17 protein-coding genes and 1 riboswitch are annotated in these 19,737 nt (G+C 60.1%); of the genes, 9 read left to right on the forward strand and 8 right to left on the reverse strand.

What is annotated here, in order from left to right; all coding sequences use genetic code 11:
- Positions 1 to 265: 265 nt before the first annotated feature.
- On the forward strand, positions 266 to 937 hold the full coding sequence (locus Q9R34_RS19685) for a DUF1190 family protein (protein WP_485895956.1): 672 nt from the start codon (positions 266 to 268) through the stop codon (positions 935 to 937).
- A 7-nt stretch (positions 938 to 944) separates the two neighbouring features.
- Positions 945 to 2,105, forward strand: coding sequence for a glutathionylspermidine synthase family protein (locus Q9R34_RS19690; RefSeq protein ID WP_485895958.1), 1,161 nt, complete (start codon positions 945 to 947; stop codon positions 2,103 to 2,105).
- Positions 2,106 to 2,134: 29 nt separating this feature from the next.
- On the opposite strand, the gene ygiD is transcribed toward Q9R34_RS19690, so the two are convergent.
- A complete protein-coding gene (gene ygiD, locus Q9R34_RS19695) occupies positions 2,135 to 2,920 on the reverse strand; it encodes a 4,5-DOPA-extradiol-dioxygenase (RefSeq protein WP_485896014.1) in 786 nt (261 codons plus the stop codon).
- A gap of 193 nt (positions 2,921 to 3,113) precedes the next feature.
- Here ygiD and zupT point away from each other — a divergent pair, with 193 nt between their 5' ends.
- A complete protein-coding gene (gene zupT, locus Q9R34_RS19700; protein ID WP_033752479.1) occupies positions 3,114 to 3,881 on the forward strand; it encodes a zinc transporter ZupT in 768 nt (255 codons plus the stop codon).
- A gap of 62 nt (positions 3,882 to 3,943) precedes the next feature.
- Here the strand turns inward: zupT and ribB are convergent, their stop codons facing one another.
- Positions 3,944 to 4,600: a 3,4-dihydroxy-2-butanone-4-phosphate synthase gene (gene ribB, locus Q9R34_RS19705; protein ID WP_434125182.1), complete on the reverse strand. Its 657-nt coding sequence runs from the start codon at positions 4,598 to 4,600 to the stop codon at positions 3,944 to 3,946.
- A 108-nt stretch (positions 4,601 to 4,708) separates the two neighbouring features.
- Positions 4,709 to 4,856, reverse strand: a riboswitch (FMN riboswitch).
- A gap of 418 nt (positions 4,857 to 5,274) precedes the next feature.
- Between ribB and ubiK the strand changes: the two genes are divergently transcribed.
- Positions 5,275 to 5,580 (forward strand): ubiquinone biosynthesis accessory factor UbiK, encoded by a 306-nt coding sequence (gene ubiK / locus Q9R34_RS19710; RefSeq protein WP_033752486.1) that lies wholly within the window; start codon positions 5,275 to 5,277, stop codon positions 5,578 to 5,580.
- 35 nt (positions 5,581 to 5,615) lie between these two features.
- On the opposite strand, the gene hldE is transcribed toward ubiK, so the two are convergent.
- The 3 genes from hldE to Q9R34_RS19725 all read right to left on the reverse strand — a co-directional run bounded on the left by hldE (position 5,616) and on the right by Q9R34_RS19725 (position 11,296).
- Positions 5,616 to 7,040: a bifunctional D-glycero-beta-D-manno-heptose-7-phosphate kinase/D-glycero-beta-D-manno-heptose 1-phosphate adenylyltransferase HldE gene (gene hldE, locus Q9R34_RS19715; protein ID WP_485895961.1), complete on the reverse strand. Its 1,425-nt coding sequence runs from the start codon at positions 7,038 to 7,040 to the stop codon at positions 5,616 to 5,618.
- Positions 7,041 to 7,116: 76 nt separating this feature from the next.
- Entirely contained in the window at positions 7,117 to 9,960 is a 2,844-nt protein-coding gene (gene glnE, locus Q9R34_RS19720; RefSeq protein ID WP_485895963.1) for a bifunctional [glutamate--ammonia ligase]-adenylyl-L-tyrosine phosphorylase/[glutamate--ammonia-ligase] adenylyltransferase, read from the reverse strand.
- Between the two features lie 25 nt (positions 9,961 to 9,985).
- Positions 9,986 to 11,296 (reverse strand): CYTH domain-containing protein, encoded by a 1,311-nt coding sequence (locus Q9R34_RS19725; protein ID WP_485895965.1) that lies wholly within the window; start codon positions 11,294 to 11,296, stop codon positions 9,986 to 9,988.
- Positions 11,297 to 11,503: 207 nt separating this feature from the next.
- On the opposite strand from Q9R34_RS19725, the gene Q9R34_RS19730 reads away from it, so the two are divergent.
- Positions 11,504 to 12,124 (forward strand): TIGR04211 family SH3 domain-containing protein, encoded by a 621-nt coding sequence (locus Q9R34_RS19730; RefSeq protein ID WP_485895967.1) that lies wholly within the window; start codon positions 11,504 to 11,506, stop codon positions 12,122 to 12,124.
- Between the two features lie 164 nt (positions 12,125 to 12,288).
- Positions 12,289 to 13,521: a multifunctional CCA addition/repair protein gene (locus Q9R34_RS19735; protein ID WP_485895969.1), complete on the forward strand. Its 1,233-nt coding sequence runs from the start codon at positions 12,289 to 12,291 to the stop codon at positions 13,519 to 13,521.
- A gap of 18 nt (positions 13,522 to 13,539) precedes the next feature.
- On the opposite strand, the gene bacA is transcribed toward Q9R34_RS19735, so the two are convergent.
- A complete protein-coding gene (gene bacA, locus Q9R34_RS19740; RefSeq protein ID WP_434125175.1) occupies positions 13,540 to 14,358 on the reverse strand; it encodes an undecaprenyl-diphosphate phosphatase in 819 nt (272 codons plus the stop codon).
- A 194-nt stretch (positions 14,359 to 14,552) separates the two neighbouring features.
- Positions 14,553 to 14,912 carry a bifunctional dihydroneopterin aldolase/7,8-dihydroneopterin epimerase gene (gene folB, locus Q9R34_RS19745; protein WP_434125173.1) on the reverse strand — a complete coding sequence of 120 codons (360 nt, stop codon included), beginning with the start codon at positions 14,910 to 14,912 and terminating at the stop codon, positions 14,553 to 14,555.
- Positions 14,913 to 15,020: 108 nt separating this feature from the next.
- On the opposite strand from folB, the gene plsY reads away from it, so the two are divergent.
- The gene (gene plsY, locus Q9R34_RS19750; protein WP_485895972.1) at positions 15,021 to 15,635 is read left to right on the forward strand and encodes a glycerol-3-phosphate 1-O-acyltransferase PlsY; all 615 of its coding nucleotides are present in this window, start codon (positions 15,021 to 15,023) and stop codon (positions 15,633 to 15,635) included.
- Between the two features lie 183 nt (positions 15,636 to 15,818).
- Here plsY and tsaD read toward each other — a convergent pair whose 3' ends face one another.
- Positions 15,819 to 16,841, reverse strand: coding sequence for a tRNA (adenosine(37)-N6)-threonylcarbamoyltransferase complex transferase subunit TsaD (gene tsaD / locus Q9R34_RS19755; RefSeq protein WP_485895973.1), 1,023 nt, complete (start codon positions 16,839 to 16,841; stop codon positions 15,819 to 15,821).
- 281 nt (positions 16,842 to 17,122) lie between these two features.
- Here tsaD and rpsU point away from each other — a divergent pair, with 281 nt between their 5' ends.
- Both rpsU and dnaG read left to right on the forward strand, forming a co-directional pair.
- A complete protein-coding gene (rpsU, locus tag Q9R34_RS19760) occupies positions 17,123 to 17,338 on the forward strand; it encodes a 30S ribosomal protein S21 (RefSeq protein WP_001144069.1) in 216 nt (71 codons plus the stop codon).
- Positions 17,339 to 17,456: 118 nt separating this feature from the next.
- Positions 17,457 to 19,202, forward strand: a complete 1,746-nt coding sequence (gene dnaG / locus Q9R34_RS19765) for a DNA primase (protein WP_485895999.1) — start codon at positions 17,457 to 17,459, stop codon at positions 19,200 to 19,202.
- Positions 19,203 to 19,737: the final 535 nt, after the last annotated feature.

Here is a 19,737-nt window from a genome sequence, read left to right on the forward strand (position 1 = left end):
GCGCGATATGGACCGATCGCAAAGTCGCAAAATCGGCATCCCAGCCTGCTCGACACGCGCCCTCCCTGGCGCGTGACGCTTTGCTCTTCGGTCCACATCACACCCGTTTCGAATTTCAGCCGCTGGCCATAATGGCCGCTTTGCGGCCCGCCTCGCCGTTAAACGTATAACAACGTAAAGATCCTTTCCTCATCAGGCCCTCAGCTTCATTTTCCACCAGCGATCCCCTATCCTGAGCATCACCTTTGGGCACAGGACGACAACGATGAAACGGACAAAAAATATACGCCACGCCGCGTTTCGTAAAAGCTGGCAGGCACGCCATTTAACGCCGGTCGCATTGGCCATCGCCACGGTATTTACCCTGGCGGGCTGCGAACAGAGCGATGAAACGGTTTCGATGTATCAGAATGCGGATGACTGCAGCAAGGCCAATCCAGGCCAGAGCGCGCAGTGCACCACCGCCTATAACAACGCACTGAAAGAAGCGGAGCGCACCGCGCCGAAATACGCCTCACGCGAAGACTGCGTGGCGGAATTCGGCGAGAATCAGTGCCAGCAGGCGCCAGCCCAGGCTGGCGTCGGCACCACGCAGAATGCCGAAGCGCAGCAGAGCGGCAGCTTCTGGATGCCGCTCATGGCGGGCTACATGATGGGACGCCTGATGGGAGGCGGCGCGGGCTTCGCTCAGCAGCCGCTCTTCTCGCCGCGCACCCCAAACAGCCCGGCGAACGGCCAGTTTGTTGATGCCTCAGGCAAGAACTACGGCGCCGCCACCTCCGGTCGCACCATGAACGTGCCAAAAACCGCGCTGGCGCCGAAACCGGCTACCACGTCGACCATCACGCGCGGCGGCTTCGGCGAAACGGTGGCGAAGCAGAACAGCATGGCACGCAGCAGCGCGACCGGCACCTCCAGCCGTTCGCTGGGAGGCTGAAGCCGTTATGCAACGCATTGCAATCAACGAGCGTCCCGACTGGCGCGAAAAAGCCACGGAATATGGCTTTCGTTTTCACACCATGCACGGCGAGCCCTACTGGTGTGAAGATGCCTACTACCAGTTCACGCTGGCGCAGATCGATAAGCTGGAAGCGACCACAGCGGAGCTGCACCAGATGTGTCTGCAGGTGGCGGAGAAAGTGGTAGGCAGCGAGCAGCTGCTGGAAAAATTTCGCATTCCGAAGCACACCTGGGATTTCGTGCGCGACTCATGGAAACAGCGCCAGCCGTCGCTCTATTCGCGCCTCGATCTCGCCTGGGACGGCCAGGGCGACGCTAAACTGCTGGAAAACAATGCGGACACGCCCACCTCGCTTTACGAAGCGGCTTTTTTTCAGTGGATCTGGCTCGAAGATCAGCTTAACGCTGGCCAGCTGCCGCCGGGCAGCGATCAGTTCAACAGCCTTCAGGAAAAGCTGATCGCGCGTTTCGCCGCCCTGCATCAGCAGCACGGTTTTCAGTGGCTGCACTTCGCCTGCTGTCGCGACACCGAAGAGGATCGCGGCACGGTGCAGTATCTGCAGGACTGCGCCACCGAAGCGGGTTTGCCGAGCGAATTCCTCTATATCGACGAGATCGGCCTCGGCGACAAGGGCCAGTTTACCGACGTGCAGGATCAGGTGATCAGCAACCTGTTCAAGCTCTACCCGTGGGAGTTTATGCTGCGCGAGATCTTCTCCACCAAGCTGGCGGATGCGGGCGTGCGCTGGCTGGAGCCAGCCTGGAAAAGCATCATCTCCAACAAGGCGCTGCTGCCGATGCTGTGGCAGATATTCCCTAATCACCCTAACCTGCTGCCCGCTTATTTCGCTGAAGACAACGTGCCGCACATGGATAAATATGTGGTGAAGCCGCTCTTCTCGCGCGAAGGCGCCAATATTCGCATCGTGGAAAAGGGTCAGGAAATTGCGCGCGTCGGCGGGCCTTACGGCGAAGAGGGCATGATCGTGCAGCAGTTCTGCCCGCTGCCGAAGTTCGGCGACAGCTACACGCTGATCGGCAGCTGGCTGATAGACGATCAGCCGGCCGGTATCGGCCTGCGCGAGGATCGCGACCTGATCACTCAGGATCTTTCACGCTTCTATCCTCACGCTTTTATCGAGTAAACAGAGCGGGCTGCCCGGCCCGCTTCTGCTTAACCCACCTGCACCGACAGCATGCTGATGGCGCCCATCTCCAGGCCCTCTACCGGCACAGTTACCGGCTCGTCAGCCCGGCGCGCGCCCAGCACGTAGAGCAGCGGCAGATAGTGTTCCGGCGTCGGGTTCGACAGCGCCGCGTCCGGATGCTGCATAAAGTTCACCAGCGGATGCGCCTCAGTAGCCCCCCTATAGTCCAGGTTATCCTGTACGAACTGGTTGAAGCGCTGCGCCCAGGGCCAGGCCTCCGCTGTCTCGTCCCAGCGCACCTTGCGCAGATTGTGCACCACGTTGCCGCTGGCCACGATCATCACGCCGCTGTCGCGCAGCGCCGCCAGCTTTTTGCCCTGCTCAAAATGCCAGGCGGGCGGCTGCGTCGCATCAACGCTTAGCTGCACGACCGGAATATCGGCGTCTGGATACATCTTGATCAGTACGCCCCAGGAGCCGTGATCGAACCCCCACTCGTGGTCGAAGCGCACCGGCGTTGGCGCGAGCGCTTCGGCGATCTCCTGCGCCAGCGCGGGCGAACCCGGTGCCGGATAGCGCGTGTCAAACAGCGCCTGCGGGAAGCCGCCGAAGTCGTGAATGGTGCGTGGATCTTCCATCGCCGTCACCGCCGTGCCGCGCGTGTACCAGTGGGCCGATACTGCAATAATCGCGCGTGGGCGCGGCAGCCTCTCGCCTGCATGACGCCAGGCCTGGGTGTAGCGGTTCTCTTCCAGCACGTTCATCGGGCTGCCGTGGCCTAAAAACAGCGCGGGCATTGTAGGTTGCATGATTCATCCTCGGAAATTATCAATCTCATAAGATAACGATACGCCCTTTAGCGGCGTCGGAAACGCGCATAAGCATGATGAAGAGCATCAGTGAATTTGAATAACTTTTGGCCGACACTTCTTTACCAAAAATAGCTCGACCTTCCGTGGGGTTATCGCTAACTTTATGCGAATGATTATCATTAAGGAGAATGCGATGTCGGTTCCTTTGCTGCTTACCATTCTGGCTGGCGGCGCTACGTTTATCGGCGCACTATTCGGCGTGCTGGGTCAAAAGCCCTCTAACCGCATGCTGGCGTTCGCGCTCGGCTTCGCCGCCGGGATCATGCTGCTGATTTCGCTGATGGAGATGCTGCCGACCGCGCTGCGTACCGAGGGGATATCGCCGATACTCGGATACGGCATGTTTATGCTGGGCCTGGTCGGCTATTTCGCGCTGGATCGCCTGCTGCCGCATCAGCATCCGCAGGATTTAATGACGGCGCAGCGCCATCCGGCGAAGCTGCGCCGCACGGCGATCCTGCTGACGCTGGGCATCAGCCTGCATAACTTCCCTGAAGGCGTCGCTACCTACGTCACCGCGAGCAGCGATATGGAGCTGGGGCTGGGCATCGCCCTGGCGGTGGCGATCCACAACATTCCCGAAGGTCTGGCAGTGGCCGGCCCGATGTACGCCGCGACCGGCTCGAAAAGCAAAGCGCTGTTCTGGGCCTGCGTCTCCGGCATGGCGGAGATTCTTGGCGGGCTGCTGGCGTTTGCGCTGCTCGGCCCGATGATGTCGCCGGTGGCGATCGCTGCAGTGATGGCGGCTGTCGCCGGTATTATGGTGGCGCTGTCGGTGGACGAGCTGATGCCGCTGGCGCGCGAAATCGACCCCCATAACAACCCGAGTTACGGCGTGCTGTGCGGCATGACGGTGATGGGTGCGAGCCTGGCGCTGCTGCAGGTAAGCGAGCTGGGCTAAGCGCCAGCTACAAACAAAACGGGCCGCTAAGCGGCCCGTTTTTCGTTGGTCAGCGACACAGCTTAGCTGGCCTGACGCGTTTCGTGTGCGCGGCGATACGCCACCAGGTCTTCGATAGTGACGACCGGCATATTGTTTGCTTTGGCAAAGGTGATAGCTTCCGGCGCATGCGCCATGGTGCCGTCGTCATTGGTGAGTTCGCACAGCACGCCCGCTGGCTTAAAGCCCGCCAACGTCACCAGATCGATGGTCGCTTCGGTATGACCACCGCGTGACAGTACGCCGCCGTCGCGCGCGCGCAGCGGGAAGACGTGGCCAGGACGATTAAGATCGCTCGGCCTGGCGTTATCGGCAATCGCTGCGCGAATGGTGGTGATGCGATCCTGCGCGGATACGCCGGTGGTGACCCCTTCGGCAGCCTCAATGGTCACGGTAAAACCGGTGCCGTAGGCGCTGGTGTTGGTCTCCACCATCATCGGCAGCTCAAGCTGCTGACGGCGTTCTTCGGTCAGGCAAAGGCAGACAATGCCGCTGCCGTGGCGAATGGTGAGCGCCATCTGCTCAACGGTCATGGTTTCCGCAGCGAAAATCATATCGCCTTCGTTTTCACGGTCTTCGTCGTCCAGCACCATCACGCCGCGTCCCTCACGGAGCGCAGCAACTGCACGTTCTACACGCTGTTCCGGCGTGCCAAATTCAGAAAGAAGCGTCTGATTCATGGTAATAAAACCTTATGAAATATATGAGTTACCAGAATCAGGGCGAGCTTAGGAGTGATGTCATCAAGACATGGCAATAACGCGAAGCGGGCGTAGCCCGGCAGATGTCGTTACCCTCTCCCATCCGGACTTTAACCGTCGGCCCCGGAATTACACCGGATCTGCTGACCTTCCCGTTACCGGGAAGCGCTCGCGGGCTTTCAGCTCACGCTGATTTACCGCCGGTGGGGAATTTCGCCCCGCCCTGAGAATAAGCAAAATCACTATAGCGCCATTCAACTGGTCGGGCAATCAACAAAACCGCAAATGCTTTTGCATTTCAGGCTGTAGATAAGGCTCAACAGCGGCAGACAGGGTCCGAAGAGCAAAGCGTCTCGCGTCAGGGACAAAAACGCAGGGAGCGTTTTTGAACAACGCAGCGCGTTGGCCCGGCGACGGGCGCACCTCAAGGATGAGGTGCGTATTTACGCGTGCCGAGCGGGCAAGGATGCCGGGTTTTGCGTCTTTGCGATCGGGCCCTGTCTGCCGCCTGGCGCATTATTCATCGCCGCGTACGTTTTGCATTTCCTGCCATGTCGATTTCGGGTTTAACCTTTTCGTTTCAGGCATTACACTTATCCATTATCAGAATCCACCCCCTGCTGTCCCCAGCAACACGAAACCAGGAAATCATCATGATCGACACGAAAAAAATTGAACAACTTGCGCGTCAGGTGCACGAGGCGATGCCGAAAGGGATTCGTGAATTTGGCGACGATGTCGAAAAGAAAATTCGCCAGGTTCTGCAGGCGCAGCTGACGCGTATGGATTTGGTCAATCGTGAAGAGTTCGATGTGCAGACGCAGGTGCTGCTGCGCACCCGTGAAAAGCTGGCTGCGCTGGAGCAGCGTCTGGCGCAGCTGGAAAGCCATCAGCCTTCCGCACCCGCTCCGGCGGTCGTGACGCCCGATCCGGCAGGCAAGATCGACACCCCGCAGTAAGCTTTACGGCGGGCGCGATGCGCCCGCCCGCATCACTACTCGCCGCGAATGGTTTTGATAATGTTGGTGGTAGAGATGCCATCCTCAAAATTCAGCACGCGCACGTCGCCGCCGTTGGCCCACACCTCTTTGCTGCCGGCAATATCTTCCGGCTTGTAATCGCCGCCTTTTACCAGCAGATTCGGCAACACGCTGGCGATCAAGCGCTGCGGCGTATCCTCTTCAAACGCCACCACCCAGTCCACCGCCTCCAGCGCGCCGAGCACAATCATGCGATTGATCAGCGGATTTACCGGTCGGCTGCTGCCTTTCAGGCGCTTCGTTGAGGCGTCGCTGTTGACCGCCACAATCAGGCGGTCGCCCAGCTTGCGCGCATTGGCCAGGTAAGAGACGTGTCCCGCGTGCAGAATATCGAACACGCCGTTGGTCATCACGACTTTCTCGCCGCGCTTGCGCGCTTGCTCGACCGCGATTTTAAGCTGCGCTTCATTCATGATGCCAAAGCCCTCTTCGGGACGCGCATGAATGGCGTTTTCCAGCTCGACCGGACTGACGGTCGAGGTGCCCAGCTTGCCGACCACGACGCCCGCCGCCGCGTTCGCCATAAAGCAGGCATCTTCAAGGGCGTCACCCGCCGCCAGCGTCGCCGCCAGCACGCCGATGACCGTATCGCCCGCGCCGGTCACGTCGAACACTTCCTGCGCCTGCGTCGGCAGATGCAGCGGCGCTTTGCCAGGCTGCAGCAGCGTCATGCCGTTTTCGGAGCGCGTCACCAGCAGCGCGGAGAGCTCATAATCCGCCACCAGCTGCATGCCACGGCTGACGATCTCCTCTTCGTTTTTGCATTTGCCGACCACCGCTTCGAACTCTGACAGGTTCGGCGTCAGCAGCGTCGCGCCGCGATAGCGCTCAAAGTCGGTGCCTTTGGGATCGATCAGCACCGGCACGTTCGCCTCGCGCGCCAGGCGAATCATGGTCTGCACGCTGGCGAGCGCCCCTTTTGCATAGTCGGAGAGCACCAGCGCGCCGGCGGTCGCCAGCGACTGACGCAACCGCTGATGGATCGGCTCCGGATCGACCTGCTCGAACCCCTCTTCAAAATCGAGGCGCAGCAGCTGCTGGTTGCGCGACAGCACGCGCAGTTTGGTGATGGTGGGATGGGTTTTGACCGCCACTAAGTCACAGCGAACGTTAACGTTTTTCAGCGTTTCGCTCAGCACGCGCGCCGCGTCATCTTCGCCGGTTAAGCCAATCAGCTGCGAGGCGGCGCCCAGCGCTGCAATGTTCATCGCCACGTTTGCCGCGCCGCCGGGACGCTCTTCGATAGCGTCCACTTTTACCACCGGCACCGGCGCTTCAGGAGAGATACGGCTGGTTGGGCCATACCAGTAGCGATCCAACATCACATCGCCTACGACCAGTACCGAAGCACGGTCGAACGCGGGCAAAGTAACTTTCATTCCAGACACTCCAGACTGCAGTAAAAATAGTGCGCGGATGATAGCACAGATGCGATCTGCGCTATCAACAGGCGCTTTAAGGTGCGCGCGGCAGCGCCAGCCAGCGCTGCCAGCTCGCCATCACGGTTTGCCGCTCGGTGGTGAAGGCGTCCGGCTCAACGTGGCCGGGCAGCTCCTGCAGCGCCAGATGGTGCAGCGCGTCCCTCAGCGTCACGTAGGCATGCGTCAACGCCTGCGCCTCCTCCTCCGGCATTTTGTCGTAGCGCGCCGCCAGTTCGAAAATGCGCACGTTATCGGACCAGCGCGTCAGTCCGGGCTGCTCGGCGGCCCAAGCTAAGACAAAATATTGTGCAATGAATTCAATATCGGTAATGCCGCCTTCATCGGTTTTGATCTCCCAGCGCCCTTTGTGCCTGTTGCTGAGGTGCGCGCGCATTTTTTCGCGCATCTCGCGCACCTCTTTTTGCAGCGTCTCCGGCGCGCGCGGCAGGCAGAGAATGGCGCGGCGAATAGCGTTAAAGCGCCCTGCAAGCGTCTCATCGCCAAACACCACGCGGGCGCGCACCAGCGCCTGATGCTCCCAGGTCCAGGCCTCGTGGCGCTGATATTCGTCAAAGGCGTCAAAGGTGCTGACCAGCATGCCTGCGGCACCGGAAGGCCGCAGTCGTGCGTCCACTTCGTAGAGGATCCCGGAGGCGGTGCGCGTGCTGAAGAGATGCATAATGCGCTGCGCCAGCCGCAGATAGAACTGACGGCCGTCGATGCTGCGCTCGCCATCGGTAACCGTCTCTGCCGGACAGTCGTGCAGAAACACCAGGTCGAGATCGGAGCTGTAGCCCAGCTCCCAGCCGCCCAGCTTGCCGTAGCCCAGCACCGCGAAGCCGCGCTCGGCCTCGTTTTTAAGATGCTGCGGGCGGCCATAGCGCTGCACCATCATCTGCCACGCCTGCTGCACCACCGATTCGATAATAGCTTCCGCCAGCCATGTTAAGTGATCGCTCACTTTCATGACCGGCAGCGTACCGGCGATATCCGCTGCCGCAATGCGCAGCAGCTGCGCCTGTTTGAACTGGCGTACCGCCTCCAGCTGCTGCTCTTCATCATCGACCGGGATGCGCATCAGATACTGGCGCAGCTCGTCGCGATAGGCGTCGGTGGCGGTCGGCTGATAGAGCGTGGCGGGATCGAGCAGCTCATCCAGCAGCAGCGGATAGCGCGCCAGCTGGCTGGCGATCATTGGCGACGCCGCGCACAGGCGGATCAGGTGCCGCAGGGCGCCGTGATATTCGGTAAGAAGCTCCAGGTAGGTGCTGCGCGTGAGCACGCCCAGCAGTAGCGGAACAAGGCGGCTGAAGGTGACCGCGGCGTCGTCGCGCGGGCAGACCTCGCTCAGCAGCCGCGGCATCAGCTGGTCGATCGCCAGCCGTCCACGCGGTCCGATGGTGCGGCGGCTGATGTCCTGGCGAAAATCGTCCAGCGCGCGATGCAGCGCCCGGCGCTGTTCATCGTCAAGCTGCGGCACCAGCGGCGCCAGCTCGGCATCTTCGAGCGAATCCTGCCACATGCTGCTGAACTCCAGCAGCTCCGGCTGATCGCCGATCTCGGGAATATCTTCGCCGATTAGCTCGTCAAAAATGGCGCGCACCGCCGCCATATGGGTTCCAAGCTGCGCCGTCAGCGCGGGCCAGCTCTCGGCGTTCATCGCCCAGGCGAGCCGCACGCGGTTAAGCGCATCGCCCGGCAGCGTCTGGGTCTGTTCATCATTAAGGCTTTGCAGCAGATTCTCCAGACGACGCAGGAAGAGGTAAGCGTCACGCAGCGTTGCGACCTGCTCCGCCGTCAGCAGCCCCAGCTCGCCGATGGCGGCAAGCGTCGGCAGCAGGGAACGCAGCTGTAGCGAGCGCTCACGTCCGCCGCGTATCAGCTGAAAGACCTGCACGATAAATTCGGTTTCGCGAATGCCGCCCGCGCCCAGCTTGATATTGTTGGTCAGCCCGCGCCGCCGCACTTCGCGAGCGATCATGCTTTTCATATTGCGCAGCGACTGGATCACGCTGAAGTCGATATAGCGGCGATAGATAAAGGGGCGCAGCATCTGCTGTAGCTCCTGGCTCCAGCGATCCTGATCGTCGCCCATCAGGCGCGCCTTGACCATCGCATAGCGCTCCCAGTCGCGGCCCTGCTCCTGATAGTAATCCTCCAGCGCCGCGAAGCTCAGCACCAGCGGGCCGCTGTCGCCGAAAGGGCGCAGCCGCATATCGACGCGGTAGACGAAGCCGTCCATGGTGGGCTGATCCAGCACCTTGATCAGCCGCTGCCCCATGCGCGTAAAGAACTGCGCGTTATCCAGCTCGCGTCGTCCGCCGCGCGTCGCGCCATTTTCTGGCCAGGCGAAGATAAGGTCGATATCGGATGAGAAGTTAAGTTCGCCGCCGCCCAGTTTGCCCATGCCAAGGATCAGCATCGGCTGCGGCTCGCCCGCGCTGTTGCAGGGCGTGCCGAAATCCTGACAGCACGCCTGGTAAACCCAGTCGCGCGCCCGCCCGATCAGCACTTCAGCCAGCACGCTAAGCTGCTGCAGGCTCTGTTCGGTGCTGGCTTCGCCCAGACACTGCATCCAGGCGATCCGTACCAGCATGCGACGGCGAAACAGCCGCAGCGCGCGCATCAGCGCCGCCTCGCTCTCTACCGCGGTGAGATCGTCATCCAGCCAGCGCGCGTAGTGCTGCCACTCCTCCGGCTGCGGCGCCTGCTGCTGGATCGCCAGCCACCATTCCGGGTGACGCTGCAGGTTCTCGGCGATGAAATCACTGAACGCCAGCGCGGCACGCTGCGCGTCGGTTAAGGCGTCGGCGGCGACGCCAAGGCGCTCGGCCACGCTGGCCGCCTGCGCCTGTAATTCCGCGGGTAACTCTAACAACGTCTTCTCTCCCTGATGGGTCAGATCATCGTGGCGCGCTGCTGTTGAGCCAGAAGGCTGGCTGGCGGCTCGCCTGATTCGCCAGCGATCTCAGCCAGTGCTCCTGATTTTGCGCAATAGACTGCTGCAGCTGCTGCCACGGCGCCAGCCAGACGGAAACGGCTTCCGCCGGATAGGCGCCAGCCAGCAGATGCACCGCCAGCAGCTGACGCGACAGGCGCGTCGCCTTGTCGTGATACTCATTCAGCTGCTGCACGTCGCTAAAAGTCTCTTTGAGATCGGCTGCGATGCGGCTCAGCATGATGTCGCTGAAACGCTTGAAGGAGCCGTCGAGCTTCGCCTGGCTTTTTGCATCGATCCAGCGCCGCCACTGCGACTCCACCAGCCAGTGAGTAAGTGCTAACTGGGTTTCAACGGAGAGCGGCGAGAAGCTCAGCGCCTGTACATCCTTAACCGGCTCGGCGAGGGTCTCTTCCAGCGTCGTGAGCTTCTGGCGCAGCTCGCTGCTCGCCTTGCGCGGCACCAGCGCGCCAAACAGCGAGAAAGCCTGACGCAGCGCTTCCAGCGCCTCAACGACGCTGCGCTGCGCATCGGCGTCGCCGCGCAGCCAGACCTCTTCGTGATATTGCCAGTGGCTCAGGGCGCTCGACATCGCGGTCACCATCCCCTCTTCCACCGTCGCTTTCGGTGCGGCCTTCAGCAGCGGGAAGGGGCGCAGCGGTCGCGGCGGATTGCCCTGCGCCAGCTGATAGCCGCGCGCCGCTTTGCTCAGGCTGCCCAGACGCAGGCCGCCGATGGCAACCAGCTCGCGGGCGAAGGTCATCATGTCGCCGCGCTGGCCGCTTTTCAGCTCCAGCTCAACCTCAAACAGATCTTCGCTCAGCGTCTCCGTGGCCACCGTACCGCGATCGAAAGCTACTTCCACTTCGCTTTCGCCGACCTGAACCAGCCAGGTTTCGCGCTGAAAATGGGTGCTAAAGAGCGGCTGCAGGCGCTGCTGCAGCGCGGCGACGTCGGTGCCCTGCGGCCAGACCTCGGCGGGCAGCCGTGCAATATCGAGCTTCGCCTCCGGCAGATCGATATTATATTCCGCGCGCTGATGCAGGCCGCCGAGCGTTTTCCCGGCGCTCTTCAGCGTCATTTCATGGTGTCCGTCAACGCCGCGAATACGCAGGCCCATATCCCAGCGGCGCAGCTGGTTGTCATCCGTTTCAAAATAGGTGTTGCTTAACGCCCGCGCGGCCTGATGCTGGTGCGGGTAAGCGGCGAGCGCCTGCGCCAGCTTGCTGGCGACGTCAGGCGTGGCAATGAACTTTAATTCGATTTCGATGGTCATAATTTTTTATTTAATACGCTGCTGGCACTTACGAGGGTTATCTGGCGAAGAGTAATGCACTGAAGGCGGGCTGTCTCGGCTTTCTTTGCGCTTTCGCTACCCTTTTCGCAGGGAAATGAGACCAGGATAGTTCTCATTCAGATTTATGCGAGGCGGTTCCAGACTGTGCCGGTAAATTTACAGACCCCCAAGCTAAAACGACATCGAATGAAAAAAATTGTAATCGCAGGCCTTACCTTGCTGGCTATCAGCACGCTCGCACCAGTCCATGCAGATGAAAAACGCTATATCTCCGACGAATTATCCACCTGGATTCGCAGCGGACCGGGCGATCAGTATCGCCTGCTCGGCAAGCTCAACGCGGGCGAAGAAGTGCAGCTGGTGCAGACCAACAACGATACCAACTACGGCCAGATCCGCGATTCGGAAGGCCGTACCGCCTGGATCCCGCTGTCGCAGCTCAGCGCCGAACCGAGCCTGCGCACCCGCGTGCCGCAGCTGGAGCAGCAGGTCAAAGATCTGACGGCAAAGCTGGGCAATATCGACAACAGCTGGAACCAGCGCACCGCCGAGATGCAGAACAAGGTCGCCAATAGCGACAGCGTCATCAACGGCCTGAAAGAAGAGAACCAGAAGCTGAAAAACGAGCTGATCGTGGCGCAGAAAAAAGTCAACGCCGCCAACGTTCAGCTGGATGACAAGCAGCGCACCATCATTATGCAGTGGTTTATGTATGGCGGCGGCGTGCTGGGCGTCGGGCTGCTGCTGGGGCTGGTGCTGCCGCACATGGTGCCGCGCCGTAAGAAAAAAGATCGCTGGATGAATTAATTTTCCTGCGTTTTGCGTTTCATACGCCAGGGCATCCTTTGATGCCCTTTTCGTCATGCCTGCAATCTGGCCATTGTGTGCAACAATAGAGCAACAAGCGCGCTGAATGTTTCGCGGCGGATGTGCCGTCCGGCGCGCCTTTTTATTATCTCTGGAGTTGTTGAGTGAAGACGTATTTAGTAGGCGGCGCCGTTCGCGATGCGCTGTTAAAACTACCGGTCAAAGACCGGGACTGGGTGGTAGTCGGCGCGACGCCGGAGTCGATGCTGGCGCAGGGTTTTCAGCAGGTCGGCCGCGATTTTCCGGTCTTTCTGCATCCGCAAAGCCGTGAAGAATACGCGCTGGCGCGTACCGAACGGAAAAGCGGCAACGGCTACACCGGCTTCGTCACCTGGTCCGCACCCGACGTGACGCTGGAGCAGGATCTGCAACGCCGCGATCTGACTATTAATGCCATCGCGCAGCGGGAAAACGGCGAGCTGATCGATCCCTTTCACGGCGAACGCGATCTGCAGGCGCGCCTGCTGCGCCACGTTTCCGACGCCTTTAACGAGGATCCGCTGCGCGTGCTGCGCGTGGCGCGCTTTGCCGCGCGCTTCGCTCACCTTAACTTTCGCATTGCCGATGAGACTCAGGCGCTGATGCGCCAGATGGCGGCCAGCGGCGAGCTGAGCCATCTCACCGCCGAGCGCGTCTGGAAGGAGACGGAGAAGGCGCTGACGTCGCGCAATCCGCAGGTCTATTTCCAGACGCTGCGCGACTGCGGCGCGCTTGAGGTGCTGTTTCCCGAGCTTGACAGGCTCTACGGCATTCCTGCGCCAGCGAGGTGGCATCCGGAGATCGATACCGGCGTGCATACCCTGATGACGCTGACGATGGCGGCGTCGCTGTCGGACGAGATCGACGTGCGTTTCGCCACGCTGTTTCACGACGTCGGCAAGGCGCTGACGCCGCCGGAGAAGTGGCCGAGCCATCACGGCCACGGCGCCGCGGGCGTGCCGCTGGTGGAGGCGATCTGCCAGCGCCTGCGCGTGCCCAACGCCATTCGCGATCTGGCGCTGATCGTGACCGAATTCCACGACGTGGTGCATACCATCGAACGTCAGTCAGCGGACGCCTTAGTGGCATTGTTCGACCGCATCGACGCCTGGCGCAAGCCGCATCGGGTTGAGCAAATCGCGCTGACCAGCGAGGCGGACGCGCGCGGTCGCGCTGGCCTTGAGAGCCTGCCCTATCCGCAGGGCGATTATCTGCGTCAGGCGTTCGCGCTGGCGCAGTCAGTGCCGACCAAAGCGGTTATCGAGGCGGGGTTCAAAGGGGCGGAGGTGCGAGAGGAGTTAACGCGGCGGCGTATCGCTGCCGTGGCGCAGGGCATTGCGGTGATGCGGCCAGCCTGATTGCTGGCCGCGCAGGCGTTACATAAAGATGGCGTAGACCGCTGCCGCCACAATAAAGCGGTAGATGGCGAAAGAGACAAACGAGATACGTTTAATCAGCTCCAGGAAGGCCTTGATCGCAATCAGCGCCACGACGAAGGCGGTGACGAAGCCGACAGCAAACATCGGGAAATCGTTCATCGTCAGGAAGCCGATGCTTTTATAGAGATCGAGGACGGTGGCGCCCATCATCATCGGCACAGCGAGGATAAACGAGAACTCCGACGCCGCGTAGCGGCTGACGCCCATCAGCATGCCGCCGGAAATGGTGGCGCCAGAGCGAGAGAAGCCCGGCCAGAGCGCGAGACACTGGAAGCAGCCGATCATAAAGGCCTGGCGATAGGTGATGTCGTCAATGCCTACCGCTTTCGGCTGTTTCGGCTTCAGGTATTCCGCCGCCAGCAGCAGCACGCCGCCGACCACCAGCGCGTACATAACGTTAATGGGATTAAACAGCGTTTTAATCTGGTCATGCAGCAGCAGCCCGATGACCACCGCGGGGATCATGCCCAGCAGGATATGGATCAGCGTCAGATGGCCGCGTCCTACCCCTTCATGCTTCACTTCACCGAAGTGAATGCCGATCAAACCAAACAGACGACGCCAGAACATCACCACGACGGCGAGGATCGATCCGAGCTGAATGACCACTTCAAAAGTTTCGGCTTTATCGCCTTCGAACCCCAGCAGGTGGCCAACAATAATCATGTGCCCCGTGGAGGAGACCGGCAAAAACTCCGTCAGCCCCTCCACGATGCCCAGGATTGCAGCCACCCAAAGCTGATGAATATCTGCCATCACATTTTCCTTATATCCGTTTCAAACCCATTAAAAAGGCGGTCGCGCGTCTGCTTCCGCCTGAAATTTTGCCATCGCCTGCCTGAGGGAAACCTTAAGGCTTGCGGCGACCTGTGCGCTTCACAACGCAACGGCGACCGTTATGACAGACAATAATTTGGTTTGGTTTCATTGTGATGGCAATCACAACCGATTCATTTAGGAATAGTCCCGCGCTCGATGCGCACACCCACCTGGCTGGCCTGCGCCACCGCGCCCGGTTTGGCGACTTTTATGCGCACGCCAGGCGTGCTGAAACGGGTCATCAGCAGGTCCGCGATTTCTTCCGCTACCCGCTCCACCAGCGCGAAGCGCGTGCCGCTCAGGTGCGTGAGGATCGCCTCAGAAACGTCGGCATAGCTCAGACAGTCGTTTACATCGTCGCTGCGCGCCGCCAGCCGGTTGTCCCACGCCATTTCGACATCGAGCACCAGCTTCTGCTGAATACCCTGTTCCCAGTCGTAAACGCCAATGGTGGTGTACACCGTGAGTTGTTCGATAAAAACGATATCCATGATGACACTCTCTGTTTTTGGCTAAGCCGGATACCACTTCCGGCATATAATGCGTATTATCCACGGTTCACGAAGACAAAACGACCCTAAAGGAAACGGTACGGTAATATGAGTGCTATCGCGCCTGGTATGATTTTTTTCGCCTATCTTTGCGGTTCGATTTCGAGCGCCATTCTGGTCTGCAAAATCGCCGGACTGCCCGATCCGCGTACTCAGGGTTCAGGCAATCCTGGCGCGACCAATGTGTTGCGCATCGGCGGCAAAGCCGCTGCGGCCTGCGTTTTGGTTTTCGATATTCTCAAAGGCATGGTGCCAGTCTGGCTGGCCTATCTGCTGCATCTCGCACCGCTTTACCTTGGCCTTACCGCAATCGCAGCCTGTCTCGGCCATATCTATCCGGTCTTTTTTCGCTTTCGCGGCGGTAAAGGCGTCGCCACCGCGCTGGGCGCCATCGCGCCGATCGGCTGGGACTTAACCGGGCTGATGACCGGCACCTGGCTGCTGACGGTGCTGCTGAGCGGCTATTCATCGCTGGGCGCCATCGTCAGCGCGCTGATTGCGCCTTTCTACGTCTGGTGGTTTAAGCCGCAGTTCACCTTTCCGGTATCGATGCTGTCATGCCTGATTTTGCTGCGTCATCACGACAATATTCAGCGGCTGTGGCGCGGGCAGGAGAGTAAAATCTGGAAGCGCAGGAAAGCGCGCGACGAAGAGAAGAAATAAAGACTGTTCTGTTTTACGGTCGGGAGCCGACGCAGGTGAGACGGCCCGATCGCAAAGACGCAAAAAGCGGCATCCTGCCAGCTCGGCCCGCGACATCCCTGTCGCGGAACGCTTTGCTCCTCGGTCCGTCTCACCCGCTTGCGAAGTTTAGCTGCCGTCGGTAAGAAAAATAGCGCTGTTATCTTAATGGCTTTCAATAGCCGGCAGTTCCGCCAGCGGCCAGCGAGGGCGTACGCTGACGCCCAGCCCGCCGCGCGTGCCGCCCTTCAGACGCACCATGCCCGCATAGGCGATCATCGCGCCGTTGTCGGTGCAGAACTCAGGACGGGCATAGAAGACTTCTCCACCGCGCGCCTGCATCATCTGCGCCATCCGCTCGCGCAGCGTGCGGTTGGCGCTGACGCCGCCCGCGATCACCAGCCGCTTAAAGCCGGTTTGCTCCAGCGCGCGCTTGCACTTGATCATCAGGGTATCGACCACCGCATCCTCGAAGGCGCGGGCGATATCGGCGCGCGTTTGCGCGTCGTCCGCATTCTCGCGAATGGTATTGGCGGCAAAGGTTTTCAGGCCGGAAAAGCTAAAGTCGAGTCCGGGGCGATCGGTCATCGGACGTGGGAAGGTAAAACGTCCCGCCATGCCCTGCTGCGCCATTTTCGACAGCATCGGGCCGCCGGGATAGTCGAGCCCTAACAGCTTGGCGGTTTTGTCGAACGCTTCCCCTGCGGCGTCGTCGATAGACTCGCCCAGCAGCGCATATTCGCCGATGCCGGTGACGCTAATCAGCTGGGTATGGCCGCCCGATACCAGCAGCGCCACAAACGGGAACTGCGGCGGATTCTCTTCCAGCATCGGCGCCAGCAGATGCCCTTCCATATGGTGTACCGGCACCGCAGGCACCTTCCACGCGAAGGCGAGCGAGCGGCCGATAGTGGCCCCGACCAGCAGCGCGCCGACCAGCCCAGGCCCCGCCGTATAGGCGACGGCGTCGATCTGCTGCGGCTGCAGGTTCGCCTGTTTCAGCGCCGCCTGTATCAGCGGCACGGTTTTGCGCACGTGATCGCGCGACGCCAGTTCCGGCACCACGCCGCCATAATCGGCGTGCAGTTTCACCTGGCTGTAAAGCTGATTGGCGAGCAGGCCCGCTTCGTCATCATAGATTGCGATGCCGGTTTCATCGCAGGATGTTTCAATACCCAGAATTCGCATAGCACTTACCCCTTACTTGCGGCGCGCAGTGTAGCATAGCCACGCCCGCGTTCGTCGACGCTTTCGCTGCAAAAAGTGATTTCGTGGCGCGCAAAGAGTGCGCTATACTCCGCACCCTTGAAATAAACCGGCAGCCGCATCGGCAAACGCTCCTGTTGGTTCTTAATTGTCCATGGTGCTTTACAAACCGACTCGCGTTGGAGTAAAATGCTGCACCATTTTGAAATGTGCTGGCGCCGCAGTCAGCAGCAAAAACCGAATTTTATCGAGGTGAGAGTTACATGCCGGTAATTAAAGTACGTGAAAACGAGCCATTCGACGTAGCACTGCGTCGCTTCAAGCGTTCCTGCGAGAAAGCAGGCGTTCTGGCTGAAGTTCGTCGTCGTGAGTTCTATGAAAAACCGACCACAGAACGTAAGCGCGCTAAAGCGTCTGCAGTTAAGCGTCACGCCAAGAAACTGGCTCGCGAAAACGCACGCCGCACTCGTCTGTACTAAGTTCTTCCGGAGGTTCGCCTCCACCGCGTGTTAAACGCAGACAGAGTCAAGTAAGAGGCCGTGCTTTCCGAAGGGAAGCGCGGCTTGTTGCCGTTTATGAGCTGAAAAACTGGGGCTTATGGCTGGAAGAATCCCGCGCGTTTTTATCAATGATCTGCTTGCCCGCACGGATATCGTGGATCTTATCGATGCCCGCGTTAAGCTGAAAAAGCAGGGCAAGAACTTCCACGCGTGTTGTCCCTTCCACAATGAGAAAACCCCCTCTTTCACCGTAAACGGCGAGAAGCAGTTTTATCACTGTTTCGGCTGCGGCGCGCACGGCAACGCCATCGACTTTTTGATGAATTACGATCGGCTGGAATTTGTCGAGAGCATCGAAGAGCTGGCAACGCAGCATGGTCTGGAAGTGCCCTACGAAGCGGGCAGCGGCCCGAGCCAGATGGAGCGTCATCAGCGCCAGAGCCTCTATCAGCTGATGGAGAGCCTTAACGGGTTTTATCAGCAGAGCCTGACGCAGTCTAATGCGCGCGCGGCGCGCGATTATCTCAGCAACCGCGGCTTAAGCGCCGAGGTGATTGAGCATTTCGCTATCGGCTTCGCGCCGCCGGGCTGGGATAACGTTTTAAAGCGCTTCGGCGGCAATAAAGAGGATCGCGAGTCCCTGATGGAAGCCGGCATGCTGGTTTCCAACGATAAGGGCCGCACCTATGACCGCTTTCGCGAGCGCGTCATGTTTCCGATCCGCGACAAGCGCGGACGCGTAATTGGTTTCGGCGGCCGCGTGCTGGGCAACGATACGCCCAAGTACCTGAACTCGCCGGAAACCCCGATTTTCCATAAGGGCCGTCAGCTTTACGGCCTGTATGAAGCGCAAAAGCATCATCCGCAGCCTGCCCGCCTGCTAGTGGTGGAAGGCTATATGGACGTGGTGGCGCTGGCGCAGTTCGGCATTGATTATGCCGTGGCGTCGCTGGGCACCTCCACAACGGCGGAGCATATTCAGCTGCTGTTCCGCAGCACCGATACCGTGATCTGCTGTTACGACGGCGACCGCGCGGGTCGGGAAGCCGCCTGGCGCGCGCTGGAAACCGCATTGCCTTACATGAATGACGGACGTCAGCTACGCTTTATGTTTTTGCCGGACGGCGAAGATCCAGACACGCTGGTGCGTAAAGAGGGTAAAGAGGCGTTTGAAGCGCGTATGGAGCAGGCGATGCCGCTCTCCTCTTTCCTGTTCGACTCGCTGCTGCCGCAGGTCGATCTGAGCACGCGCGACGGTAAAGCGCGCCTGAGCACGCTGGCCCTGCCGCTGATTAGCCAGATCCCCGGCGAGACGCTGCGCATCTATATGCGTCAGGAACTGGGTAATAAACTCGGGATTCTTGACGATAACCAGTTAGAGAAGCTGATGCCGAAGCTGGCACCCAGCGGCGCCGCGCCGACAGCGCCGCCGCTAAAGCGCACCACGATGCGCGTGCTGGTGGCGCTACTGGTGCAAAACCCGCATCTTGCAACCCTGGTGCCAACGCTTGAAGGGTTGTCGCAGGTAAAGATGGCGGGCCTGCAGCTGTTTGCTGAATTAGTCAGCCGCTGCACTGAGAATCTTGGATTGACGACCGGACAGCTACTAGAGTTATATCGCGGCACAAATTTTAGCCAGACGCTTGAAACCTTAGCCACGTGGAACCACATGATAGTGGATGAGGAAGTTGAAGCGGTGTTTCACGACTCGCTGGCGAGCATTTACGACGCCGCGCTTGAACAACGTCTTGAAGAGCTGATCGCTCGCGATCGCACCCAGGGTTTAAGCGCGGAAGAGCGCCGTGAATTCTGGACATTAAGCCAGGCGCTGGCGAAAAAGTAGAATGTCACTGGGTCAGAATGTTGCGCGTAGCGAAAAGCGCATCTCTGGCCCATTCGTTTCTGGGGCAATGCGCCGCAAGCCGAGGCTAAGCGACGCGATAAGCCAGGCCGGAGACGTGACGAATTTGGCATTACGCCGCGCGCGCTGTTAGTACGACTGGGTAAAGAAGCCGGCCCAATTCAGAGCGCGCTGGCAGGGCCCAGGCGAGAAAGTCAGATAGTCCAGAACAGACTCTTAGCGGGCAAGGCGAGAAAGCCTACCGTTCAGAGCGCAAGGTAGCAGGGCCGTCGGCGGTGAAGTCAGACAGGCCAGAACGCACAGTAACAGAGGCGTAGCCGTCGCAGCCAGTTTTCGTTCTGCCAGCGCGCAGCACCCGGAGCGTACTGAAGTACGTGAGGAGTGCGAGCACTGCCAGAACGGAAACTGGCAAGTAAGGTAGCCTCGAACAGAATACAAAGCGGCTTAAGTGCCGATATATAAGGGGCAAAAGCCCTGGCCGCGACGAAGGCAGCGGCAATAATACAACGCCTTCACT

It is taken from the genome of Enterobacter sp. BRE11, assembly GCF_031844285.1.
Classification (GTDB): Bacteria; Pseudomonadota; Gammaproteobacteria; order Enterobacterales; family Enterobacteriaceae; genus Pantoea.

Coding starts and splice junctions, on each gene's coding strand:
- ribB (WP_434125182.1), bottom strand. CDS start 4,600: ATGAATCAGACGCTTCTTTCTGAATTTGGCACGCCGGAACAGCGTGTA.
- ubiK (WP_033752486.1), top strand. CDS start 5,275: ATGATCGACACGAAAAAAATTGAACAACTTGCGCGTCAGGTGCACGAG.
- rpsU (WP_001144069.1), top strand. CDS start 17,123: ATGCCGGTAATTAAAGTACGTGAAAACGAGCCATTCGACGTAGCACTG.
- Q9R34_RS19685 (WP_485895956.1), top strand. CDS start 266: ATGAAACGGACAAAAAATATACGCCACGCCGCGTTTCGTAAAAGCTGG.
- Q9R34_RS19690 (WP_485895958.1), top strand. CDS start 945: ATGCAACGCATTGCAATCAACGAGCGTCCCGACTGGCGCGAAAAAGCC.
- zupT (WP_033752479.1), top strand. CDS start 3,114: ATGTCGGTTCCTTTGCTGCTTACCATTCTGGCTGGCGGCGCTACGTTT.
- hldE (WP_485895961.1), bottom strand. CDS start 7,040: ATGAAAGTTACTTTGCCCGCGTTCGACCGTGCTTCGGTACTGGTCGTA.
- tsaD (WP_485895973.1), bottom strand. CDS start 16,841: ATGCGAATTCTGGGTATTGAAACATCCTGCGATGAAACCGGCATCGCA.
- Q9R34_RS19730 (WP_485895967.1), top strand. CDS start 11,504: ATGAAAAAAATTGTAATCGCAGGCCTTACCTTGCTGGCTATCAGCACG.
- bacA (WP_434125175.1), bottom strand. CDS start 14,358: ATGGCAGATATTCATCAGCTTTGGGTGGCTGCAATCCTGGGCATCGTG.
- dnaG (WP_485895999.1), top strand. CDS start 17,457: ATGGCTGGAAGAATCCCGCGCGTTTTTATCAATGATCTGCTTGCCCGC.
- plsY (WP_485895972.1), top strand. CDS start 15,021: ATGAGTGCTATCGCGCCTGGTATGATTTTTTTCGCCTATCTTTGCGGT.
- folB (WP_434125173.1), bottom strand. CDS start 14,912: ATGGATATCGTTTTTATCGAACAACTCACGGTGTACACCACCATTGGC.
- Q9R34_RS19725 (WP_485895965.1), bottom strand. CDS start 11,296: ATGACCATCGAAATCGAATTAAAGTTCATTGCCACGCCTGACGTCGCC.